Origin of the sequence: Pseudoxanthomonas sp. F37, assembly GCF_022965755.1 — a bacterium.
Classification (GTDB): Bacteria; Pseudomonadota; Gammaproteobacteria; order Xanthomonadales; family Xanthomonadaceae; genus Pseudoxanthomonas_A.
In genome coordinates this window covers 392,029-414,020 of sequence record NZ_CP095187.1, presented here as the reverse complement: position 1 = coordinate 414,020, position 21,992 = coordinate 392,029, and the positions used below count along the sequence as shown (strand labels likewise).

At 69.5% G+C, this 21,992-nt stretch carries 20 protein-coding genes and 2 pseudogenes; 8 read left to right on the top strand and 14 right to left on the bottom strand.

Annotated features, from left to right (window positions below; genetic code table 11):
* Nucleotides 1-27 precede the first annotated feature (27 nt).
* Together motA and motB are read left to right on the top strand one after the other, a co-directional pair.
* Entirely contained in the window at nucleotides 28-882 is an 855-nt protein-coding gene (gene motA, locus MUU77_RS01820) for a flagellar motor stator protein MotA (protein ID WP_245090964.1), read from the top strand.
* A 9-nt stretch (nucleotides 883-891) separates the two neighbouring features.
* Nucleotides 892-1,815, top strand: a pseudogene (gene motB / locus MUU77_RS01815) (flagellar motor protein MotB); the annotation flags it as partial.
* A gap of 12 nt (nucleotides 1,816-1,827) precedes the next feature.
* Here the strand turns inward: motB and MUU77_RS01810 are convergent.
* The 4 genes from MUU77_RS01810 to MUU77_RS01795 form a co-directional block, all read right to left on the bottom strand.
* On the bottom strand, nucleotides 1,828-2,283 hold the full coding sequence (locus tag MUU77_RS01810) for a VOC family protein (RefSeq protein ID WP_245090962.1): 456 nt from the start codon (nucleotides 2,281-2,283) through the stop codon (nucleotides 1,828-1,830).
* A gap of 65 nt (nucleotides 2,284-2,348) precedes the next feature.
* Nucleotides 2,349-2,795 (bottom strand): AAC(3)-I family aminoglycoside N-acetyltransferase, encoded by a 447-nt coding sequence (locus tag MUU77_RS01805; protein WP_245094142.1) that lies wholly within the window; start codon nucleotides 2,793-2,795, stop codon nucleotides 2,349-2,351.
* 7 nt (nucleotides 2,796-2,802) lie between these two features.
* Nucleotides 2,803-5,268 carry a mechanosensitive ion channel domain-containing protein gene (locus MUU77_RS01800; RefSeq protein WP_245090960.1) on the bottom strand — a complete coding sequence of 822 codons (2,466 nt, stop codon included), beginning with the start codon at nucleotides 5,266-5,268 and terminating at the stop codon, nucleotides 2,803-2,805.
* A 77-nt stretch (nucleotides 5,269-5,345) separates the two neighbouring features.
* Complete coding sequence (locus tag MUU77_RS01795; protein ID WP_245094139.1) at nucleotides 5,346-5,831, bottom strand: hypothetical protein; 486 nt, start codon at nucleotides 5,829-5,831, stop codon at nucleotides 5,346-5,348.
* 294 nt (nucleotides 5,832-6,125) lie between these two features.
* On the opposite strand from MUU77_RS01795, the gene MUU77_RS01790 reads away from it, so the two are divergent.
* The 4 genes from MUU77_RS01790 (at nucleotide 6,126) to MUU77_RS01775 (ending at nucleotide 8,220) form a co-directional block, all read left to right on the top strand.
* Nucleotides 6,126-6,629 carry a fasciclin domain-containing protein gene (locus tag MUU77_RS01790; RefSeq protein WP_245094137.1) on the top strand — a complete coding sequence of 168 codons (504 nt, stop codon included), beginning with the start codon at nucleotides 6,126-6,128 and terminating at the stop codon, nucleotides 6,627-6,629.
* Nucleotides 6,630-6,755: 126 nt separating this feature from the next.
* Nucleotides 6,756-7,466, top strand: coding sequence for a DUF6445 family protein (locus MUU77_RS01785; protein ID WP_245090958.1), 711 nt, complete (start codon nucleotides 6,756-6,758; stop codon nucleotides 7,464-7,466).
* Between the two features lie 51 nt (nucleotides 7,467-7,517).
* On the top strand, nucleotides 7,518-7,766 hold the full coding sequence (locus tag MUU77_RS01780) for a DUF3297 family protein (protein ID WP_245090956.1): 249 nt from the start codon (nucleotides 7,518-7,520) through the stop codon (nucleotides 7,764-7,766).
* 79 nt (nucleotides 7,767-7,845) lie between these two features.
* Nucleotides 7,846-8,220: a YciI family protein gene (locus tag MUU77_RS01775; protein WP_245090954.1), complete on the top strand. Its 375-nt coding sequence runs from the start codon at nucleotides 7,846-7,848 to the stop codon at nucleotides 8,218-8,220.
* 7 nt (nucleotides 8,221-8,227) lie between these two features.
* Here MUU77_RS01775 and MUU77_RS01770 read toward each other — a convergent pair whose 3' ends face one another.
* From MUU77_RS01770 to MUU77_RS01725, 10 genes and pseudogenes are all read right to left on the bottom strand, one after another.
* Nucleotides 8,228-10,159, bottom strand: a complete 1,932-nt coding sequence (locus MUU77_RS01770) for a S9 family peptidase (protein ID WP_245090952.1) — start codon at nucleotides 10,157-10,159, stop codon at nucleotides 8,228-8,230.
* A 72-nt stretch (nucleotides 10,160-10,231) separates the two neighbouring features.
* Nucleotides 10,232-11,578, bottom strand: a complete 1,347-nt coding sequence (locus tag MUU77_RS01765) for a DUF2235 domain-containing protein (RefSeq protein ID WP_245090950.1) — start codon at nucleotides 11,576-11,578, stop codon at nucleotides 10,232-10,234.
* 26 nt (nucleotides 11,579-11,604) lie between these two features.
* A complete protein-coding gene (locus MUU77_RS01760) occupies nucleotides 11,605-12,132 on the bottom strand; it encodes a hypothetical protein (RefSeq protein ID WP_245090948.1) in 528 nt (175 codons plus the stop codon).
* A gap of 222 nt (nucleotides 12,133-12,354) precedes the next feature.
* On the bottom strand, nucleotides 12,355-12,762 hold the full coding sequence (locus MUU77_RS01755) for a glyoxalase/bleomycin resistance/extradiol dioxygenase family protein (RefSeq protein WP_245090946.1): 408 nt from the start codon (nucleotides 12,760-12,762) through the stop codon (nucleotides 12,355-12,357).
* A 10-nt stretch (nucleotides 12,763-12,772) separates the two neighbouring features.
* A complete protein-coding gene (locus MUU77_RS01750; protein ID WP_245090943.1) occupies nucleotides 12,773-13,198 on the bottom strand; it encodes a YciI family protein in 426 nt (141 codons plus the stop codon).
* Between the two features lie 93 nt (nucleotides 13,199-13,291).
* Nucleotides 13,292-15,391 (bottom strand): NHL repeat-containing protein, encoded by a 2,100-nt coding sequence (locus tag MUU77_RS01745; RefSeq protein ID WP_245090940.1) that lies wholly within the window; start codon nucleotides 15,389-15,391, stop codon nucleotides 13,292-13,294.
* A 70-nt stretch (nucleotides 15,392-15,461) separates the two neighbouring features.
* Nucleotides 15,462-17,060: a DUF11 domain-containing protein gene (locus MUU77_RS01740; protein ID WP_245090937.1), complete on the bottom strand. Its 1,599-nt coding sequence runs from the start codon at nucleotides 17,058-17,060 to the stop codon at nucleotides 15,462-15,464.
* Between the two features lie 443 nt (nucleotides 17,061-17,503).
* Nucleotides 17,504-18,247, bottom strand: a complete 744-nt coding sequence (locus MUU77_RS01735) for an energy transducer TonB (RefSeq protein ID WP_245090933.1) — start codon at nucleotides 18,245-18,247, stop codon at nucleotides 17,504-17,506.
* Between the two features lie 45 nt (nucleotides 18,248-18,292).
* A complete protein-coding gene (locus tag MUU77_RS01730) occupies nucleotides 18,293-19,249 on the bottom strand; it encodes an isoaspartyl peptidase/L-asparaginase (protein WP_245094131.1) in 957 nt (318 codons plus the stop codon).
* Between the two features lie 270 nt (nucleotides 19,250-19,519).
* Nucleotides 19,520-20,038, bottom strand: a pseudogene (locus MUU77_RS01725) (cyanophycinase); the annotation flags it as partial.
* A gap of 313 nt (nucleotides 20,039-20,351) precedes the next feature.
* Here MUU77_RS01725 and MUU77_RS01720 point away from each other — a divergent pair.
* Entirely contained in the window at nucleotides 20,352-20,948 is a 597-nt protein-coding gene (locus tag MUU77_RS01720) for a sigma-70 family RNA polymerase sigma factor (protein ID WP_245090930.1), read from the top strand.
* A complete protein-coding gene (locus MUU77_RS01715) occupies nucleotides 20,926-21,960 on the top strand; it encodes a FecR domain-containing protein (RefSeq protein WP_245090927.1) in 1,035 nt (344 codons plus the stop codon). The genes MUU77_RS01720 and MUU77_RS01715 overlap by 23 nt, the downstream gene beginning before the upstream one ends.
* Nucleotides 21,961-21,992 lie beyond the last annotated feature (32 nt).

The window sequence follows — 21,992 nt, the reverse complement described above, 5'->3', positions numbered from 1 at the left end:
AGGAAACCCCACCCTGCGCCCGTCGCCATGCTCATCATCGTCGGCTTCATCATCGTCACCCTGAGCGTGATCGGCGGCTATCTGGGCTCGCACGGCAAGCTGGGCGCCCTGTGGCAGCCGTTCGAACTGGTCATCATCGGCGGCGCCGCGCTGGGCGCGTTCATGGCCAGCAACCCCACCAAGGTGGTCAAGGGCACGCTGACCGCCACGCTGTCGGTCTTCAAGGGCGCCAAGTACAAGTCGTCGGACTACCTGGACGTGCTGACGCTCATCCACGAGATGCTCAACAAGGCGCGTCGCGACGGCTTCATGTCGCTGGAGGAGCACATCGAGAACCCCACCAGCAGCCCGCTGTTCCAGAAGTACCCCAAGATCCTCGCCGACCATCACCTGCTCGACTTCCTGACCGAATGCCTGCGCCTGATGGTGGGCAGCAACATCGAGCCGCACGAACTGGAGCCGCTGCTGGAGCTGGAACTGGAGAAGCACCATCACGAGGCGATGGCGCCCGCGCACGCGCTGCAGAAGATGTCCGACGGCCTGCCCGGCTTCGGCATCGTGGCCGCGGTGCTGGGCATCATCGTGACGATGGGCTCGATCGGCGGCGACATCGCCGCGGTCGGCGCGCACGTGGCCGCCGCGCTGGTCGGCACCTTCCTCGGCATCCTGCTGGCCTACGGTTTCGTCTCGCCGCTGGCCGCGGCCATCGAAGCGCAGGTGGAGCAGGACAGCCGCATGTACGAGTCGGTGAAGACCGCCCTGCTGGCCTGCCTGCGCGGCTACAACCCGGCGGTGGCGCTGGAATTCGCGCGCAAGACGCTGCCCTCGGACGTGCGCCCGCCCTTCGCCGAGTTCGAAGCGCACCTGAAGGCCAACAAGTAGGCCGCGGCGATGAGCGAGCAGCGCCCCACCATCATCGTCCGCCGGGTCAAGAAGGTCGCCGGCGGCGGCCATCACGGCGGCTCGTGGAAAGTGGCCTATGCGGACTTCGTGACCGCGATGATGGCGTTCTTCCTGGTGATGTGGCTGATGGGCGCCACCACCAACAAGGAACGCGCGGCGATCTCCGAATACTTCCGCAATCCCAGTCCGCTGAGCGGCAAGAGCTTCTCGCCCGCGCCGGGACCGGCCGGTCCGGGCGGCGCCAGCAACTCGATGATCAAGCTCGGCGGCACGATGGACCTGCCGAAGGGCGAACTGGACAACCCGTTCGACAAGCCGCCCGCCGACGCGCAACAGGCGGCGGAAGAACAGCAGAGGGCGCAGGAGAAGCAGCGCCTGGAATCGCTGATGCAGGCGCTGGAGGAAGCCATCGGCAAGAGCCAGGCGCTGGAGCCGTTCAAGGACCAGTTGCTGCTGGACCTGACGCCGGAAGGCCTGCGCATCCAGATCGTCGACCAGCAGAACCGGCCGATGTTCGACCTGGGCGGCACCGTGCTGAAGCCGTACACGCAGGCGATCCTCGCGGAGCTGGCGACCTTCATCAACCAGGTGCCCAACCACATCAGCATCACCGGCCATACCGACACCACGCAGTACGCCTCCAGCCGCGACTACACCAACTGGGAACTCAGCGCCGGGCGCGCCAACGCCGCGCGGCGTGCGCTGGTGGCCGGCGGCATGCACGAGGACAAGGTATCGCGCGTGGTGGGGCTGTCGTCATCGGTGCTGTTCGACAGGCAGAACCCGCAGAACCCCATCAACCGCCGCATCAGCATCGTGGTGATGACCAAGGCGGCGGAAGAGGCGCTGCAGGGCGAGGGCCGGCTGTTGTCGCCGGGCGCCCCTTCGCCGGATGCCGACACGGCGATGCCGCAGGCAGTCGCCTCATCCGCCCGGGTCGCCACCGCGCCGGGGCCCGGCCACCCCTGAGGCAGGTCCTTTCAGTTCGATCGTGTTGCCGTCGGGATCCTGGAAGTAGAGCGACAATCCGTCGCCCTCCGCGCCGAAGTTGATCTCCGCCGGCCCCGCCGGCGCGATGCCGAAATGCGCCAGGTGCGCCCGGACCGCGGTTTCATCGAAAGGCTCGATGCGCAGGCACAGGTGGTCGACGTTGCGCCCTTCCACGCCTGCGGGCTCGCCACCCCGCGCGCCCAGTTTTCCCGCCACGTCGACCAGATCGATCATCGAGGCGCCGGCGCACAGGTGCGCCAGGCCCAGGTGTTCGCGCTGGCGCTCGACGCGGCAACCCAGCACCTGGCCGTAGAAGCGGATGCTGCGTGCGAGGTCGCGCACGCGCAGGACGAGGTGGTCGATACGCTGGACATCGAAGGGCGGGGTCATCGCAGGTCTCCGGGGCGGTCCCGACAGCGACGAACGATCCGCGCCGGATTCGACACGGACACGGTTCATTCCACCGCGATGTCGAAGTGCATCACGTCCTCGCGCGTGCCAAGGCCCGTGTACAGGGCCACGGCGGGCTCATCGCCGTAATCCGCCTGCACGAACACGACCCAGGCGCCCCGCGCGGCGGCGATCCGGCGCAGTTCGGCGATCAGCGCGGTGGCGATGCCGCGGCGGCGGTGCGTGTCCGCCACTGCCAGGTCGTAGAGATAGACCTCGCTGCGCGCCCGCTCGAACTTCGGCAGCACGTAGGCGGCCAGTCCGCCAACCACGACCTCGCCCTGCAGCGCCGCCACGGCGATGAAGGTGTCGCTGCCCAGCAGGCGGGCGAGGTAGGCATCGTCCGGCTGCGCGGCCGTGTAAGTCGGCAGGTCGTCGAACGCCCGGCCAAACATCCTCAGCATGTCCCGCATGAGGCCGATGTCGGTGGGTCCCAGCGGACGCAGCTTCATTTCCGGATCAGGCATTGCCATCGGTGTTGTCCTCCAGCGACGAAGGTGGCCGGGCCAGCGAACGCAGCACCTGCTCGGACACCGTACGCAGGTGCAGGTCCTGCTGCGGGAAGGGAATCTCGATGCCGGCTGTCGTCAGCGCCGCGTACAGCCGGGTCATCAGCTCGCTGCGGGTCGTGCCCCAGTCGTCGAAGCGGCGCGTCCACGCACGGATGGCGAAGTCCAACGAGCTGGCCCCGAATCCGGTGAACAGCACCGCCGGGGCCGGATCGTCGGCGATGCCCGGCGTGGTACGCGTGGTCTCCTGCAGCAGCTGCATCACCCGCGTCACGTCCGAGCCGTAGGCCACGCCCAGGTCCACGTCGACGCGGCGGTTCTGGTCGACCAGCGTCCAGTTGGTCACCTTGTCCGACAAAAGCATGCCGTTTGGCACCACCACGTCGGCGCCGTCGAACGTGCGCACCGTAGTGGCGCGCATGCCGATGGTACGGATGCGGCCGGCGGTGCCGCCGATGTCCACCGCATCGCCCGGCTTGACGGGCCGCTCGAACATCAGGATCAGGCCGGAGACGAAGTTGCGCACCACGTCCTGCAGGCCCAGGCCGATGCCCACGCCCAGCGCGCCGAACAGGAAGGCCAGCTGCCCGATCTTGAAGCCCGCCGCCGACAGCGCCGCCAGCAGACCGACCAGCAGCAGCACGTAGTAGCTCAGCGACGCCACGCTGTTGTCCACGCCGCGCGGCAGCGCCATGCGCGGCAGCACCTCTTCGCGCAGCAGTGCGCGCAGGGTCCGCGCGACCCACACGGCCAGCACCACCCCGATGCAGAACACCAGCACGTGGCCCAGGCTGATGGACAGCTCGCCGTATTCGAAGCGATGCGTGACGATGGCCTTGGCCGTGTCGTACACCGGCCGGAAGGTACGGAAGCAGGTCATCGTGTAGGCGATCCAGCCGATCACCGCCGCCACGCGCGCCCAGCGCGCGAGCGTGTCGAGCAGGTTGCCGCCATGCCGGCGCATCAGCCACAGCCGACGCACCTCGGGGCGCGCGCCCAGCCGGCGCAACAGGGCTTCCAGCACCGTCACCGCCGCATACAGGACCAGCGCGAAGTAGCCGCTCTCGATGATGCCGGCAGTCAGCATTTCCGCCAGCGACACGTTGCCCAGCACGTTCGCGACGATCGCCACTGACAGGATGGCGACGCCGCCCCAGGCCAGGCCATGCACGAGTTGCCCGGCGCGGCCGGCCACGCCGGCATAGCGCTCGCCGCGCGAGCGCCACAGCAGCCAGCCGGTCGCAGCCAGCGCCAGCAGGGTGAGCGCCAGGTAGTACAGCCGGTAGAGGTAGTCGCTGGCCATCAGCAGGACAGCCAGGTGCTGCAGCAGGTAGAACGCGGTCGCCAGGTAGGGCCACGGCCCAAGCAGGCGACGGCCTTGCTGCGGCATCAGCCGCAACACCGGCACCAGGGCGACCAGCATCGCCAGCTGGTGCAGGAACAACGGCGCGTTCGGCTCGAACACCAGCACGCCGATCATGGACAGCAGCAACCACGTGGAGAACGGACGTCCGACCACGCGCGACTCGGCCTCCGTCGCCAGCACCGCGGTCGGATCGAGGCGGCGGCGCCGGTGCCGCCACGCAATCCACAGCAGCACCGGCAGCAACAACAGCTGCAGCACATGCAACAGCCGCTGATTGCCGACATCCGCCGCGGCGTACTGGGCGACGAAGCTGTTCTCCTGCTGGACCTCACGCCTCAGGCTGTCCGCCACGTCCTGCCGCAGGACCGTGCGGTCCTGCACGCCCCACAATGGCGGAGCATCCAGGCGGAACAGGCGCCGGTCGGCGTAGGCGATGGCATCGTCCACCGCCCGCTGGCCAGCCTGGATGCGCGCGGCGAGCAGGTTGGCGCGTTGCCCCAGGCGGATCTGCCCGGCCAGCGGCGTGGACAGCGCCTGCTCGGCCGCCTGCAGCCGCGCGGAGACGCCCTCCACGCGCGAGCGCAGCGCATCCGGTGTGCCGTCCGCCGCCATGCCCTGCCGGGTGAGTTCCCAGTCGGCGCGGCGCAGCGCCAGTTCCGCCGCATCCTGCGCATACGGCGCCACCGAAGCCTGCATGTCGCCGCGCCAGCGCGCGTACTGGCGCGCGTCGAACTTCCAGTGGCGCTCCATGCTCTCCAGGCGCAGCACCGGCAGCGTGCGCAGTTCCCCGTAGGCGAACAGGCCGTTCTTCTCCGCCACCGATTTCTCGATGGTCGCCAGCCGCGGCACCAGCCTGCCGAGCGGATCCGCACGCGCTGCACGCAGCGACACTTCCTCCGCATAGCGCTCGTCGGCATCGGCGCGGCCCGGGACGTCCGCCAGCGCGATGGCCTCGGGCACCCTGGGCTTGGACGGGGACAGCAGCGTGGTCGCGTCCTGCGCGTACCCGGGATGCGCGGCGAACAGCAACAGGCACGCGAAAAAGGCCATCAATACGTGCATGAGGGTCGACCCCGACACCACGGGCCGCATGGACTCCAGCGTGCGCGATGCTTGCACGTTCGCGATCAGAACGCGTCGCTGCCCGGGCGGATCTCCACGCCCATCACCGCGGCCAGTTGCTGCATGCCGTCGTCGTCGCGGCGCAGCGCCATCCAGCCCGCGTAGGCATCGCCGCCGGTATTCCAGTTCCACAGCGTATAGCCGTGTTCGCGCAGGCGGTCGTAGGCCGTGGCCATCAGGGCGGGCACGTCGGTGCCGTCGAGGAAGTCTTCGTCGCTGGGGTCGCCACCCCAGTCGATCTCGATGGCATAGCGCGACGCCAGCTGGTTGACGCAGTCGATGAAGCTCTCGGTGTCCTTCCAGTCCACGTAGAAGCCCGATGTCCAGTCGATGGCGTCCTTCAGTGTCCACAGCACCTGGTCCGGCTCGGCGCCCGCATCGCCGGTGGCGTCGCGGTAGGCGGCGAACTGGCGCAACGCCGTCTCCTCGTCGCCCGGATTGATCAGGACCAGCAGGTTCCACACCAGCGCCTCGGTGTCGTCCAGGTCCATGTCGTCTTCGTCGTCGAAGGCATGGCGGAAGTTGTCGTCGGGATCGAATTCGTGGTGGGGCGCTGTCATGGCGTGGGGCGATCCGGCGGCGTCAAGGCTGGCTGAATATTAAAGCCATGTGATGCATCCGCGCGTGAGGGCGGCGCGTAAGTCTTGCCGCAGTTCCGACACCCCACCCGACCCACCCAGGAGATCCCGATGAATCGCACCGTCCTTTCCGTTGCGCTGCTGGCCGCCTTCACCGCCGCTGCATGCTCGCCGAAGACCGCCGACGCCGAAGCCGGCGCCGCCCCCATGCCGGTGGCCGAAGCCAGCGACCCGGCCCCCGCCGAGGCCGCCACGCCCGCCGTCGAGCAGAAGGACGTGGTGGATACCGCCATCGGTTCGCCCGACCACACCACGCTGGTCAGCGCCGTGCAGGCGGCGGGACTGGTGGACACGCTGAAGGGCGCGGGCCCGTTCACCGTATTCGCGCCCGTCAACGCCGCCTTCGACGCGCTGCCGGCCGGCACCGTGGATACGTTGCTCAAGCCGGAGAGCAAGGCCGACCTGACCGCCGTGCTGACCTACCACGTGGTGCCCGGCAACGTCGACGCCGCCGCGCTGACCCAGCAGATCCAGGCCAGCGGCGGCACCGCCACGCTGAAGACGGTGCAGGGGGGCGAACTGAAGGCCCAGCTGGCCGATGGCGGCGTGACGCTGACCGATGCGAAGGGCAACGTGGCCAAGGTCACCACCGCCGATCTGAAGGCCAGCAACGGCGTGATCCACGTGGTCGACAAGGTGCTGATGCCGTAATTCCTCGACGGCAGCACACGCCGGGACGGTCGTGGTGGGCCGTCCCGGCGTTCTTTGTCTCCGCCCGCGCGGCGGTCTATCGTGGCGGTGCCGGCGTGCGTAACGGCATGCCGGGGAGGCCGCGCCATGTTCAACCCGCATCCCCAGGTCCAGTACCTGCCCCTTGGCGACCACGCTCCCTGCGTCGTCGTCGACGACGCCCTGCTGGCACCGGAGCGCCTGCCTGCGTTCGCGCAGGCGTACCGGGAGGATTTCCAGGCGGCACCGCCGGCGGTGTTCCCCGGCCTGCAGCTGCGCATGCCGGAGGAATTCACCGCTCTGCTGCACGATGTCTTCCGCGACCACGCCCGAAGGGCCCTGGGGGCCCGCCGTGTGCTGCGCAGCGCCAGCCGCCTGACCTTGCTGACATCGCCGGTGGCGGCGCTGGCGCCCGCGCACTGGATCCCGCGCCGCGAACGCGCCTTCGCACCGGAGCAGTGCGTCGCTGTGGCGGAACTGTTCCTGTTCCACGAACCCACCCTCGGCGGGACGCATTTCTTCGCCCCGCGCGTGTCCCCGCAGGCGCTGGAACAGCTGGAACACGATGCCGAAGCGTTGTCGCCGGACGCGTTCTCCCAGCGCCACGCCATCGCCGCAGGCTTTCCGCAGGCGAGCAGCGCGTGCTTCACCCATGTGCGCACGGTGCCGGCGCGCTGGAACCGGCTGCTCATCCACGACGGCGCGGCATTCCGTGCGCCGGCCATCGCCGATCCGTCCCGGCTGGCATCCGATCCGCGCCAGGGACGGCTGACGCTGCGGGCCGTACTGATGTGCAGCCGCAACCGCGTGGCGTGGTGAGCGGCCTGCTTCGGGTATCCTGTCGCCTTTCCGACCGCACGATGCACGACCATGTCCGACACGCCTCCCGACCGCCTGGCTTCCGATCCCCGCAGCCCCTTCCATGACGCCCAGGCGATGGACCGTGGCGTGGGCATCCGCTTCAACGGCGTGGAGCGCGACAACGTGGAGGAGTACTGCATCAGCGAGGGCTGGGTGCGCGTGCCCGTGGGCAAGTCCAAGGACCGCCGCGGCAACCCGATGACGATGAAGATCAAGGGCTCCGTGGAAGCCTGGTACCGCTCGCCCGCCGCCGAGTGAGCGCGGCGCCGCAGCCGTGGCATCGCCGGTCACGAGGGCGTGGCACAATCCCGGCCTGCACGGCTCGCCGGGAGGGCGCATGAAGTTCCTGTTGCTGATCTACACCGACGACACGCTGCTCGAGGCGCTGCCCGCCGGCGCGTTCGACCAGATGATGCACGGCTGCATCACCCACGCTGACGAACTGAAGACGCAGGGCACGCTGCTGGAGTCGCAGCAGCTGGAGCATGGCAGCACCGCCCGCACCGTACGCGTGCGCGATGGCAGGACACACGTCGTCGACGGCCCGTTCGCCGAGACCAAGGAAATCCTGGGCGGCTACAACCTGATCGAGGCCGACAGCCTGGACGAGGCGGTGAAGATCGCGCAGGAATTCCCGTGGATAGGCACCGGCAGCATCGAGGTGCGGCCGGTGCGCGATTTCGAGGCGGTACGCAGGCGCGTCGGCGCCTGAGCCCGTCCTACTTCCCCTTCGCGCCGCCGAGGTGGCGCGACAGGAAGTCCAACAGCCGGGTGTAGTAGGTCCGCCGGTTGGCTTCGGCATAGAAGCCGTGGCCTTCGGTACGCACGTACAGCGTCTCCACCGGCACGCCGGCCGCCTTCAACGCCTTCTCCATCCGCTCCGTATGGGCCTGCGGGGCGATCTCGTCCTTTCCGCCCGCCGCCAGGAAGACCGGGGCGCGGATGCGCGAGGCCAGCAGCACGGGCGAGACCTCGCCCAGCGTGGCGCGGTCGCCCACCCAGTCGTTCATGTAGTTGCCGACCCATTTGGCGCTGCGCGATTTCTGCCGGTGCATCAGCTCCAGGTCGTACACGCCCACGTAGCCGGCGGCGCAGCGGTACAGCGCGGGCTCCCGGGCCACGCCCATCAGCGCGGCATAGCCGCCGTAGCTGGCACCGTACAGGCAGATGCGCTGCGGGTCGGCGACCTTCTGCTCGATGGCCCAGCGCGTGGCGTCGGTCAGGTCGTCCTGCATGGCCCGGCCCCACTCGCGCGCGGCGGCCTGCATGTGCGCGCGCCCGTAGTTGCCCGAGCCGCGGAAGTTGAGCCGCAGCACGGCATACCCTGCGCGCGCGAGCATCTGCGCTTCGTCGTCGACCTCCCAGCGGTCGAAGACGCCGATCGGCCCGCCATGCGGCAGCACCACCAGCGGCAACGGACCCTGGCTGCCGCGCGGACGCGTCAGGTAGCCGTGCAACGCCATGCCGTCGCGCGCCTTCAGCGACACCGGCTGGCTGGGCGCCAGCGTGGCCGGGTCCAGCCAGTGGCGGCGACTGAAGATGAGGTCGGCCGCGTTCGTCTCGGTATTGAAGAGGTAGAAATCGCCGGGGCTGGTGTCGTTCCAGATGTGGACGATCTTCAGCTTGCCATCGCGCGTACCGGACGTGATGGAGACCGAATGGCCGGGAAAGGACCGCTCCAGCTTGCGGTAAAGACGTGCCGTCTCCGATTTTTCGTCGAAGAACACCGTGCGGAGCTTGTCGTGCATGAAGAAGCTGCCCACCGGCGTGCGCCCGTCGTCGGCGCGGATGATCCGGTACGGGTCCACCACCGCGTCGCGCAGCACCTGCGTGCGCTGCCCGCTGACGGTGTCCAGCGCGACGATCGCGTCGGGTCCCTCGGCCTGTTCCACCTGCAGGTAGGCCGTGCGTCCATCGGCGGCGAACCCGAGCGGCACCTCCACGCGAAGGCTCTCGTTCTCGTCATTGACCAGGGTCCACGGCGCCTTCGCGCCGGCACGGTGGTAGAGCTTGCTGGCGTTGTCCTCGCCGGCACCCAGCGCGAAGCGGGCCTGCCCGGTGGCGTCGACCGCAAAATCCGCGCGGCGGATGGGGGCCGTCGACACGGTATCCAGCGTGCCGTTGTACGCGTCCAGCGTCATCAGCCGGGTGTTCGGCATGGAGGTGTCCAGCGCGTACATGCTGATCAGCACCTTGCGCGGATCGTTCGGCATGGGATCGACCAGCTCGGCGGCGCGCGGCTGGATGTCGTTGCCGTCCAGGCCGTAGCGGGCGAAGATCTGCCGGCGCGTACTGCCGTCGACATTGGTCGCATAGAGTTCGCCGGTGGCGTAGGGTTGGTCGCGCGAGCCGTACTTCTTCGCCACCGACACGACGACGCGCTCGTCGCTGACCCACCAGACATCGTCGATGATGCTGTCGGCGCCGGCGCTGATCTTGGCGGTGATCTGGCGGTCGCTGCGCCGCTGCACGGCGAGGATGGTCTGGTCCTCCAGCGGCACGGTCAGCGCGTAGTACTCGCCGGTGGGCGAGATCTTCAGGGTTTCCAGCACGTCCTGCTTCAGGAACGGCTCCAGATCCACCTGGGCCTGCGCCAGCGGTGCCAGCAGGCATCCCAGCAGGATGCCCGCACGCCGTGTTCCCCATCCCATGGATGCCTCCCTTGGCATCGTTGTCCCCGGTCGGATTAAACCGCAGGGCGATGGGACGCGACAAGCGCAGGCTCAGCGTGCGAGCGCGGCAGGCTCTGGCTGTGGTGCCACCGGCACCGCAGGCAGGGCCGGCTGCAGCTCACGAAGACGCTGCTGTCCTTCCCGCAGCCACGCCTGCCCTTGTTCGCTGTGCAAATGGTCGCGCCCGAGCCGGTCGATGGCGGCGGCATCGCCTTGCTTCGCCGCCTGCAGCAGCTGTTCGACCCTGTTCGCCGGCGAGGCCGCGCCCGGCGCGGGCCCGATCTCGACCGGACGCCAGCGCAGACTCTCGGCCATCGCCGCATTGCGGGGCTGGGCATCGAGGCAATCGATCCTGCACAACGTGGAGGGCGCAAGCTCCTCCTGCCTGCCGCGGACCCCCTCCTTGTCGTACACGGAGGTGCGATAGAAGAACTGATGGTCCTCGGAGCGATGGATGACGTTACGCGAGGGATCAATGGGTTCCTCCCGCTTCTGCAGGAACGGCGGGTCGCTCAGCGCGTTGAGGTAGTCGATCATCAGGTTGCCGCTGCGGATGGACAGGCCGTCCAGCGCGTAACTCCCGCCGATGTCGCTGTGCGCACCCGCCACGGTGACGTTGAGGAAGCGCCCGCCCTCGGTCGCGCCGGGATCCAGCACGCGCGTGGACTGGAAGAGATTGCGCCGCTCGTCCTCGGCGGTGATCTGGAACCCCGACACCGCCGAGGGCGGCAGGCGACGATCGTGGTCGCGGGGCTCGCCGGTGCCGACCGGATCGAACAGGCCGACGGCCTGGACGACGGTGCCGGGTTCGCGCAGGGGTGGGCGGGTGAATTCGAGACGGTCGATGAAGCCGTTTCGATCCCGGACCACATTCATGCCCGCGGGATCCTGGATTCCCCTCTCTTCGATCAGCCGGGTGAATCCAGCGGCCTGTTCTGCGCCACGACTGAAACCGATGGCGGCGATGCGTATGTCGGCGTTGGGGTTCTCCCGCAGCCATTCGGCGGCCTTCCGGGTGAACTGGAGGTACATCTCCTCCATCCTGGCTTCGTAAGTGCCGCCACGTATCGCATCCGAGACCCCGCGCAAGCCACCTTGGGTTCCGGGCCCTTCGACATACCCCGTTGCGATCTGCGAAGCCTCGCCTCGCTTGTGGAGCGCCTCAACCTGCTCACGGATCCTCGCTACATTCGTGAGGTTCTCCGGAGCATCCCTGTGCAGGCTGTTGCCGGTTCCATCGAATGCCGCGACGAATAGTCGCTCCCGAGTCCGTTCTCCATCCACCAGGACAGGAGCCTGAAATGCCGCAAGTTGCGCCCGCGCCTGCGTGTAGGTCGCCAGGTCTTCCAGCGTTGCCGGGTAGGTTTCCACGCCATCCGGATGTCGTTCGCCACCCATCTTCACACTCCTTGTGCGTCTTTCCGCTAGTAGGTCTTGCTCCACGCCAGAATCAGGTCATCCCGGAAACGGCTGTACTCGTTTCCTGGGATCTGCGGGACCCGGGTAGGCACGAACGCCTTCATGTAGACGTTGATCGTCCTGTCGTTCACTTCCAGAATGATGCCGGGGTCGCCGATATCGCCATCCACGGCTCCATTGGGCACATGATGGAGGACGCGCTGGTCCCGGAATATGCTTGCAATGTCAACGGAAGCCGAATGCTTCACACCATCCTTCGACTTCCACACCACTTGGGCAGGTTCGGGGAAGTTGCCGACCGAGAGATAGCTCGCATCCAGGTTCGCAGGGTACTTCTCGCCCAGCGACGCTGAAGGCAGCTGAAGCACATCGTCTGGCTCGGAGATGTGAGTGAACCCGTTGTAGGTCACCCGGCAGCCATAGGTCGAGTAGCAGAACGCACCGAAGTTGTGCCGCACGAACGTCAACGGTTCGCTAGTCGTTGAGCTTGCGCCCCCCGAGGGCACGTGTCCGGATTCCTGCGTCATCGCCATGCCTTGGCACCCTGTGGTTACGCCCATCGATACGATCACCCCCGCGAAAGCAGAGCGAACGCCATTCCTGCTTGCAAGCGCAGATCTTCTGATCATCGCAAGGCCTCCTGCCAGAAACAGCCTTATCTGTACGACACGCCACCATGCGACGCAAGCCGCGACGCGCCAATGTGAGCAACGTCGCGCACTGCATTCATCTACTTCGGAGCCTCACCTGCTGCATCAGTCGGTAGACGGTCTGGCCTCATCCATGTGCACGACCTCCCACAGGTGGCCATCGAGATCCTCGAAGCCACGTTGGTACATGAAACCGTAATCCTTGGCTTGCATCGGCTCACGACCGCCGGCCGACAGCGCCTTGGCGACCATCGCATCCACCTCGCTGCGGCTGGCGACCGACAGGCAGAGCAGCACTTCCGTGTGCGTCCGCGCATCGCACAGCGACTTGCGGGTGAAGCCCTGGAAGAACGGCTCCACCAGCAGCATTACGTAAATGCTGTCGCTGATGACGAGGCAGGCGGCTTCGTCATTGGTGAAGCTCGGATTGGTCGCGTAGCCGAGCGCGTTGAAGAAGGCCTTGGACGCCGGCAGGTCGCGCACCGGTAGGTTCACGAAGATCTGGGTGCTCATGCGCTGCGCCTCACTGCGGACCACGGGAGGTGAGGTCGGCCGCCAGCCGCGCTTCCTGCTCGCGCAGCTCCGGCGTCAGCGCCTCGCCGAAGTCGTCCGCCTCGAACACGGGTCGCAGCTCGACTTCCGCACCGCCATCGAACGGCGCGCGCTTGATCCACTCGATGGCTTCGTCGAGATTGCGCACCTGCCACAACCAGAAGCCGGCGATCAGTTCCTTGGCCTCGCCGAAGGGGCCGTCGATCACCGTGCGCTGTCTGCCCTCGAACCGCACGCGTGCGCCGCGCGAACTCGGATGCAGGCCTTCGCCGGCCAGCAGGATGCCGGCCTTCACCAGCGCTTCGTTGAACTTGCCCATTTCGGTGAGCAGTCCGGTGCCCGGCATTTGGCCGGCTTCGGATGCGGGGCTGGCCTTCACCAGGACCATGACTTTCATTCGGGTTCTCCTTCGCGCGTGGCACCGGGCGATCCGGCGCTTTCAGGGAGACGACGAATGGAAGGGGCGGCGATCGACACGCCGCTCCCGCAGCTAGGGCAGGCGCAGCGGCAGGTCGCGGCGACCCTGCGCCTCATTGCCGCTGTGGTCGCGGGCGGTGATGCGCAGCACGTAGTCGCCGGGCGCAAGCACCTCGGGCTGCCACGCGCCTTCGGCCCAGGCGCCATCGCGCACGGTGTTGGTGACGCTGTAGCGGAACCGGGTGACGGCGCTGCCGTGCACGGTGATGCCGCTGCCCGGCGCATAGGCCACCTGCACGGCATCGTCGGCGGGCAGGCGCTGGAAATCGATGGTCATGCGCGGCGTTTCGAAGCCGGGCACCGGCGTGCCGTCGTGGTGCAGCAACTGGTAGCCCAGCGCATGCAGGCCCAGGCGCCTGCGCGGCAGGTTGCGGTCCACCTGGTCCCAGGCATCCACCACGATGCGCACGCCCCGCAGGTCGCGGGGCACCACCAGCCGGCCGTCCTGTCGCGCGTCCAGGGGCTGGTCCAGCGTATCGAACAGGGTCACCTCGTCGATGCGCGGCGGATAGGCATCGCTGAAGCCGGCGAAGCCCAGTGCGATCGCATTGCGCTCGTAACCGGACGGGCCGAGAGACAGGTGCACGTGCGCCATGCGGTTCACCGTGCCCAGCGCGTCGCCCACGGAGAAGCGGGTGCCGCGGCGCACGCGGATCCGGGACGGGTCGCCGCTGAAGTCATGCAGCAACTGGAAGCGCGCGGCATCGAGAAGTTGGCCGCTTGGCGCGCGCCCCACCTTCATGTGGATGTAGCCCAGCGGGCCGACCGCCAGCCCTTCGCCCAGGCCATCGAAACCCCATGCGGCCGCGGGGCTGCCGACCTTGCCATCGGCGATGGCCAGCACCGTGGCGCCCACATCGCCGCGGATGTCGAGCCCGCCGTGCAGGTGGTGGCGGCTCTCGCCCTGGTAGTCGCCGCGCACTTCGCCCAGCGTCCCCACGACCTCGTGCCATCCATCCTGCGGCGCGAGCGGCCAGCGGCCACCGGTATCGGGCAGAGGATCGTCCGGCGCGGGACCGACCGGCGTGACGACGGCCGCCGCACCCGGCGCCATCGGTACGATGCGATGCACGCGATGGCTGCCCGCGTCGGTGACGTACACGTCGCCGGCGGCATCGACGGCCAGGCCTGCCGTCCGCGAGAACCGCTGCCCCGGCAGATGGCCGGCCAGGGCCCGCCAGCGTCCATCGCGCATCACCTGCATCACGCGGCCGGTGGACAGCTCGCCCACGTACAGGTGGCCATCGTGGGTGAGCGCCAGCGCCAGCGGGCGGCGCGGCCCGGCCTGCGTGTCCAGGTCGGGCTGCAGCGGAAGCGTGCTGACGCCGCCCTTCGGCCCGATGCGGCGGATCGCATCGTTGCCCAGGTCGGCCACCCACGCGACCCCCGTCGCATCCACCGCCACGGCGGTGGGTGTATCGAAGCGCGCCTGGTCGCCGGTGCCATCCTGGAACCCGGGGCGGTCACCGCCGGCCAGCGTGCTCACCTGACCCTCGCGGCCGATCACACGGATGCGGTCGTTGTAGGTGTCGGCCACGTAGACCCGGCCCGCGCCATCCACGGCCACGCCGATGGGTCCGTTGAACAGCGCCTGCCCGCCCGGCCCGTCGCGGAAGCCGGGGCCGCCTCCGCCGGCGAGCGTGCTCACCACGCCCTGCGGGGTGACCTTGCGGATGGCATGGTTGCCGGTGTCGGCGACATACAGGTTGCCGTCGCCATCCAGCGCCAGCGCCGAGGGCGTATGGAAGGCGGCCGTCGCGCCACTGCCGTCGGCGAACCCTTCGCGTCCGCCCGCCAGGGTCGACACCGTCCCGTCGGGGGCGATGCGGCGGATCAGGTTGTTGTCGCCGGCGTCGGCGACATAGCGCGTACCGTCGGCCGCCACCACGATGCCCCAGGGGTCATCGAAGCGGGCCAGGGTGCCGGCCCCGTCCCGGAGCCCGCGCATGCCATCCCCGGCCACCCATGACAGCTGTCCGGCCCATCCGAACGGCGTGGCGGGCGGGCCGGATTCGGGCATGGGAACGGGGAAACGGGGGGTGACCAGGAAGGTCGCGGCGAGCGCGACGGTGGTCAGCACCACCACCGCCCATGCCCAGGCAGTACGACTCATCACTTCATTGCGGTGGTTCGGGACGCCGCATCATGGAGACTGGCGACGCGCTTGGGAAGCGCGCGCGGACCTACAGGCCGCTGGCCGTCACCTGGCAGGGCACCGTGAAGGTCACGGTCCCGCCGGCCGGCAGGGTCGGCACCGCCACGCCCGCCCCCACCAGACCCGGCAGCGAGCCTGCGCCGGGACAGGCGGCGCCACCACTGGCGCTGCAGGTGATCGGAGTGCCCGAGGCCGGGCAGTCCAGTCCGGCGCCGGGCGTGTCGCTCACCATCGCGCCATCGGCCGCAAGCGGACCTGCGTTGGAGACGACGACGGTGAAGTTCGTCAGCTGCCCGCTGTTCACCGGGCCCATCGCCGCCGACTTGACCACCGACACGTCGGTCGCCCGCGCGCTGTTGGTGATGGAACAGAGGATCGCCTGTCCGGCGTGCGCATCGGTGAGGGTCAGCGTGTTCCCGCTCAGCTTGCCGCCGGTGCACGTCCATGCGCTGGCGGTGTAGGGACGCGCATTGCCCGCGCCCGGCGTTTCGGACAGGGTGACGACATCGCCCGGCGCCACCTTTACGGCGGCGCCGGTATCGGTCTCGGCGGCGCTGTTGGCGACGGATGCGAGCGTGGCGGTGTTCGTGCCGCCGCTGGCCGACAAGGTGGCGCTGTCGTTGACCGCGGCATGGGTCCAGGTCTTGGCCAAGGCCAGGGTCGCGGGTGCGGCGTTGCTCAGCGTGCAGGTGATGGTCTGGTTGGCGCGGTAGTCGGCGGACGCAAGGGTGACCCGGCGCGCTGCCGTGTCCACCGTGGCGGCCACCGTGGCCCCGTTCTGGTCGGTGCAGGCGGCCGCCAGCAGGACATAACCGGAAGGGACGCTGGATTCGGTCAGCGTGATCGCCGCCGCGTGGTTGGTGAGCGGATACGCGTTCGACGCCACCGGCACGTTCTGCGCCGTGGTGACCAGATTGAACGCCTGCGACAGCGCATTGTTGGCGGTGATGCCGAACGTGCCCGTGCCGCCGGCGGACTGCTTGCGCACGATCAGCTTCGCGCCATCGAAACTCCAGCGCAGTTCCAGCTCGTCGCCCGCGCCACGATCGCCCGCCATTTCCACCGCGAAGGTCAGCCGGGTGATGCCCGTACCATTGAAGCGGACCGACCCACAGGCAGTGCCGTTGGACGTGGACAGGCACTCGGACGAGCCGGTCCCGCCGAAGGTGCCGGTCGTCGCGCGCGCGAAGCGGTTCTGCTCCGGCGTCACGGTGAACTGGGCGTTGCCCGACAGCCGTTCCAGCGCCACCGCCCCACCCGCGGCGGTGAAGCCGGTCAAGGTCCAGCGTGTGCCGTTGGGCCGGTTGTTGTCGTAGAAGCCGCCCAGGCGATCCACATGCAGCACCGGGTTGTCGACGGCCTTGCTGAAGGTGAACACGTAGTTCCGCGTGCCGGCACTGTCGTAGACCATCGTCAGCGAGGGGCCACCGTTGACGCCACCGCCGTACGGATCGCTCCACCAGCCGGTGCTGTTGAACGTGCCGGCCGAATACGCCTCGTCCGCCTGCCCCGTCAATGTCACGGTGATGCCGTTGACGGTGGCACTGGCCGAGGCGCTGCCGTTGGTCGTCCAGCCCGCAGTGATCAGCGCCAGCGCAGGGCCGGCCAGCAGCAGGCCGACGAGCACCAGGCCGGCCCCGAAGGCGCCAGGCCGTCGGCGCCGCACCGGTGCGGCGACCGCGGAGCAGGGAGCGTGCGGGTGGCGTGTGGAAGGCGCGCCGCTCGGGCGCAGATCACCATGAGCGCGGTACGACATCGACGAACGGAACCCCTGACGCGTCTGTTGACGAGGCGCTGCCCGGATCGGACCTCCCGGATGGCCCCGCCTGCCCCTGTGGTGGGACCCTCCCGTGGCGCCGGTCCTGGCGAGGCGGGGTGGACCCAAAGTGTGATCTGTATCTTAACTTACAGACGGCACATTTGATAACTGCGTCACAGTTGCAGCCGCAGGGGCGCGGCCAGAGGGGCCCATGTTCTGCCGGGATATCAGGGTTCGGTGGAGCGGCGACAGGGGATGCAGAGGGGAGCGCCCCGCCAATCCGGAGGGCACGGGTTCCCCGCGGACCCCGCCTACCCGGCCGTGACCGGCCTGAACGGGGAATCCAGCACCACCGGTTGCGAAGGGGAGGCGTCCTCTGCCCCCATCGCCGCCCTGCATTCGGGGGAGCGCTGCCGGGCCTCGCGCTCCTGCCGCCTGTACTCGTGCATGCCCGGGCCGCCCATCGCAAAGTCCACGGGGATCGCCATGCGGGTGGCGACGGGCGCCCCGTCGATCTCCTCGGGCAGGTAGCGCAGGGAGGCCACCCAGGTGCGCAGCGCCTGCTCGAACAGGGGCAGTTGGCCCTGCCGGGTTTCGATCTGTTCCACTTGCGCACGACCGTCCGTGCCGATCCGCACCACCACGCGGAACGCTCCGCCCTTGTTCCGCTTCGCCGCCTCGACCGGATACCGCGGCGCCGGAGGGAAATAGCGGCCATCGGCGTAGCCCGGACCATTCCAGCCATAGTCCACCGCCAGCCGCATGTCGCCATTGTCCGCAGGCACGGCACACGCATCCACGAAGACGGTCGTGGCGCCCGCACGCGGTGGTCCGTCGGCCCGGGCCGGCTCGAAACGCCATTGCCCCACGCGCTGCGCGATCGCTTCGCGGATCACGGCGGGCAGCTTCGGGTCCACCTCGACCTGTCGCGGCACGCCCTGCGCATCCAGCGCCACCCGCGCATGGGCGCGGAAATGGATCGGCTCGCGCGCCGGCTCGGCCGACGCCGCACTGAGGGCCACCATCAACAGCCCGATTCCCCACCACTTGCGCATGCTTCGTCTCTCCCCGGCGACAGCCGGAGCATAGCGCCATCGGGCTCAGCGCGCGGGCAGCGGGTCTTCCTTGTAGATGGCCACATGCGGCACGCCGTCGGCGCCGATCCAGCCGCGGTACATGCCCTCGGTATTGAACGGGAATGCCATGCTGCCGTCGGCACCCAGCGCGATTGCGCCACCGTCGCCGCCGGCCTTGGGGATGTCGCGGTTGATCACGCTGTCGGCGGCGCGCGCGATGCTGTGGCCGGCCAGGCGCACGCGGGCGCAGACCTCGTGCGCGGCCGCGGCACGGATGTAGTACTCGCCCCAACCGGTGCCGGAGAACGCGCAGCGGTCGTCGGCCCAGGTGCCCGCGCCGATGATCGGCGAGTCGCCCACGCGGCCGTAGCGCTTGTTGGTCATGCCGCCGGTGGACGTGCCCGCGGCCAGCTGGCCCTTCGCATCCAGCGCCAGCGCACCGACCGTGCCGAAGTAGGCCTTGCCCGGCAGCTCCTGCGGCGTGTTGCCCGCCTGCGCCTGCTTCTCTTCCTTCAGCGCGTTCTGCAGCTGCTGCCAACGCTTCTCGGTGCGGAAGTAGGACGGCTCGACCAGGGCGATGCCCTGCTCCTTCGCGAACGCCTCGGCGCCGCCGCCGACCATCATCACGTGGCGCGACCTGTCCATCACCGCGCGCGCCAGGGTGATCGGGTTCTTGACGCGGTGCACGCCGGCGACCGCACCGGCCTTGCCGGTGGCGCCGTCCATGATCGAGGAATCCAGTTCGTTCCTGCCGTCGTGGGTGAATACCGCGCCGCGGCCGGCGTTGAACTGCGGCGCATCCTCCAGCACGGTGATCGCGGCGGTCACCGCATCCAGCGCGGGCCTGCCGGCCTTCAGCTGCGCATGGCCCGCGCGCAGCGCCGCTTCCAGTGCGGTGCGCGCGGCGGCCTCGTCGGCCGGGGTCATGCCGGCGCGCTCCACGCCCGCGCCGCCATGGATCACCAGCAGCGGCGAATCCATCGCCACCAGCACGCCGTTGCGCACCGCGTAGCGACGCTCGGCCGCCGGGTTGTCGACGCGTCCGCCGGGCAGGTGCAGCACCGAATCGACGCCTGCGATGACGGTGTCCACGCGCTCCAGGTTCATCGGCTCGTCTTCGGCCTGCTTCTGCGCGAAGCCGCCCTTCACCACCGTGGCGCCGGCGCCCGGCGCGGTGGCGTACACGCGCGCGGTGCCGTCGCCTTCCACGGCGACCGCGGCGTCTTCATCCACGCCCAGGCCCAGGATGGGGCGGCCGGCCAGCGATTCGGCCTTGGCGACGAAGGCGATCAGCCGGCCCAGGCGGTTGCGCTCGCTGAAGTGCGTATCGGTGATGACGCCCTTCAGCAGCGCCAGCTGCAGGAAACCCGTCTCGATGGTGTTGTTCGGACCCAGTGGGTCGGCCAGCGCATGCGGGCTGATCACGCTGCCGCCGTCCATCGCGCCGTAGAGGTATTCGCCCTGCATGGCCAGGCCGGCGCTGGTGCCGCCCAGCGGCTTGCCCGCGCGCACGTGCGCATCCAGCGCCGCGCCCACCGGCGTGCCGCGCCAGTAACGCACGTAGCGCGACTGGTCGCCGCCGGCCAGGAAGATGCCGTCGGCGCGCTTCAGGCTGCGCAGCACGGCCGGATCGCTCGCGCCTTCGCGGTCGCTGAACACGTAGGTCTCCACCGAGGCGATGCCGCCGACCTCGTTGAAGAATTCCTCGCCGATCTCGCCCGCCTGCGAGGCGCGCAGCACCACGATGTGGCCGTTGCCGGCCTTCTTCATGAACCAGCGCATGGCCTCGAAATTGCGGTCGCCCCCGCCCATCAGCAGCAGGCCCGGCTGGACCTGGCCCGGCGTCCGGGCCGACACGTCGCCGAGCACGTAGTGGGCGGGCCTGGCCGCCAACGCCGGCACGGCCACCGCCAGCAACAGCATGCCCAGCGCACCGCGCCGTACCGCACCAAGGACAGACACCATGCCATTCACTCCACGTCGAAGGTCGCGGCAGGATGCCACGCACCGGTGACTTGTGGAGACGAAGCGGGGCCGCGCTTCCCCCATGCCGCGGCGCGCGCGCTTGGGCTAGAGTGCGGGCATGCCCACTGAATTCGATGCATGGTTCGTCCGCGAAGTGCTGGTCCATGAACGGGCACTGGCGCTGTTCCTGCAACGCCACTGGCCGCACCGCGACGAATGGCACGACCTGCGCCAGGAGGTCTATGCGCGGGTCTACGAAGCCGCCGGGCGCATGCGCCCGGACACGCCCAAGGCCTTCCTGTTCGCCACCGCGCGCCACCTGATGACCGACCGCCTGCGGCGCAGCCGGGTGGTGTCGATCGAGCCGGTGGGTGATTTCGAGTCCTCGAACGTCTACCTGATCGACGAGGTGTCGCCCGAGCGCTGGACCGGGACCCGCCAGGCGCTCAAGCGCGTGGTGGAGGCCCTGGACCGACTCCCCGACCGTTGCCGCGAAGTGGTGTGGCTGCGACGCGTGGAGGAGCTGCCGCAGAAGGCGGTCGCCGCGCGCCTGGGCATCAGCGAGAAGACCGTGGAAAAACATCTGGCCAAGGGGATGCGCCTGATCGCCGACCATCTGTACGGTGGCGACGACGCGCACGCGCCGGGCGGGCGCAGGAATGCCCGCCTTGTCATGGACGAGGACGATGGACATGACCGACAGCAGGCAGATTGAACAGCAGGCGGCGGACTGGCTGGTCCGCCGCGACGCGGGCGACTGGGCGCCGCACGACCAGCAGGCGCTGGAGGCGTGGCTGTCGGCGTCGGCGCGCCACAAGGTCGCGTTCCTGAGGCTGGAAGCCGCCTGGGCCGAGGCCGGCCGCCTGCAGGCGCTGGCGGCCGGCCTGCCGGCGGGCGGGCCGCCGCCGCGGACGGCGAGCGATGCGCCTGCCCTGCCCGACCTGCGCGGCATCACCTTCGCGCCGCGCCGTGCGCACGCGCGTACGGGCCGCTGGCGGCACGGCGTGGCGGCCGCGCTGGCGATGCTGGCGCTGGGCTCGGCCGCATGGGGCGGCTGGCAGCTGACCGGACGCCAGCAGGCGCACTACGCCAGTGCCGTCGGCCAGGTCCAGACCTTGACCCTGCCCGACGGCTCCACCGCCACCCTCAGCAGCGACAGCCGGCTCGACGTGCGGATCACCCGCCAGGAACGCCATATCGCGCTCACGCGCGGCGAGGCCTTCTTCGACGTGGCCCACGACCGGCGGCGCCCCTTCGTGGTGGAAGCGCAGGGCCGCCGCGTCGCCGCCGTGGGTACCCGCTTCTCCGTGCGCCGCAACCCCGAGGACGTGCGCGTGGTGGTGACCCAGGGCAAGGTGCGCCTTGAAACCCGCACCGGCGACGACGGGCGCGCGCAGCCGGTGGCGCTGCTGCCGGCCGGCAGCGTGGCCACCGCCGGGCGCAACGGCGTGCTGGTGCGCTCGGTCCCGGTGGCCGATGCCGAACGCTACCTGGAATGGCGCGAGGGATTCCTGACCTTCGACGACACCTCGCTGGCCGAGGCCGCCGCCGAGTTCAACCGCTTCAATGCACGCAAGCTGGAACTGGGCGACGCCACGGTGGCCGACCTGCGCGTGGGCGGCAATTTCCGCTGGTCCAATGCCGAGGGCTTCGCGCGCCTGCTGGAACAGGGGTTCCCGGTACGCGTGGAGCGGCACCCGGAGCGCATCGTCCTGCACGCACGCTAGCGGGCCGTCGCGCCAGCGACGAACGTCGCGGG